Consider the following 208-nt stretch of genomic DNA (forward strand, 5'->3'; position numbering starts at 1 on the left):
GCGTGACCGGGTGGGACGCCCGCGGCGCGCGGCCCGTCCCCGGGTCGGAACCCGCCGCCCTACCGGGGCAGTAGCGCCGGCCGGCCGCGTACCGCATGCGTCGTACGGGCCGGCGGCGGCACCTGTCCCCTGGGGCCGCGCGGGGCGTGCCGCCGCCGGTCAGTACGCCGGCGGACCGTAACCGCCCTGCGGGAGCGGCGGGGGGGCG

The sequence above is a fragment of the Streptomyces sp. CT34 genome (assembly GCF_000805335.1).
Lineage (GTDB): Bacteria > Actinomycetota > Actinomycetes > Streptomycetales > Streptomycetaceae > Streptomyces.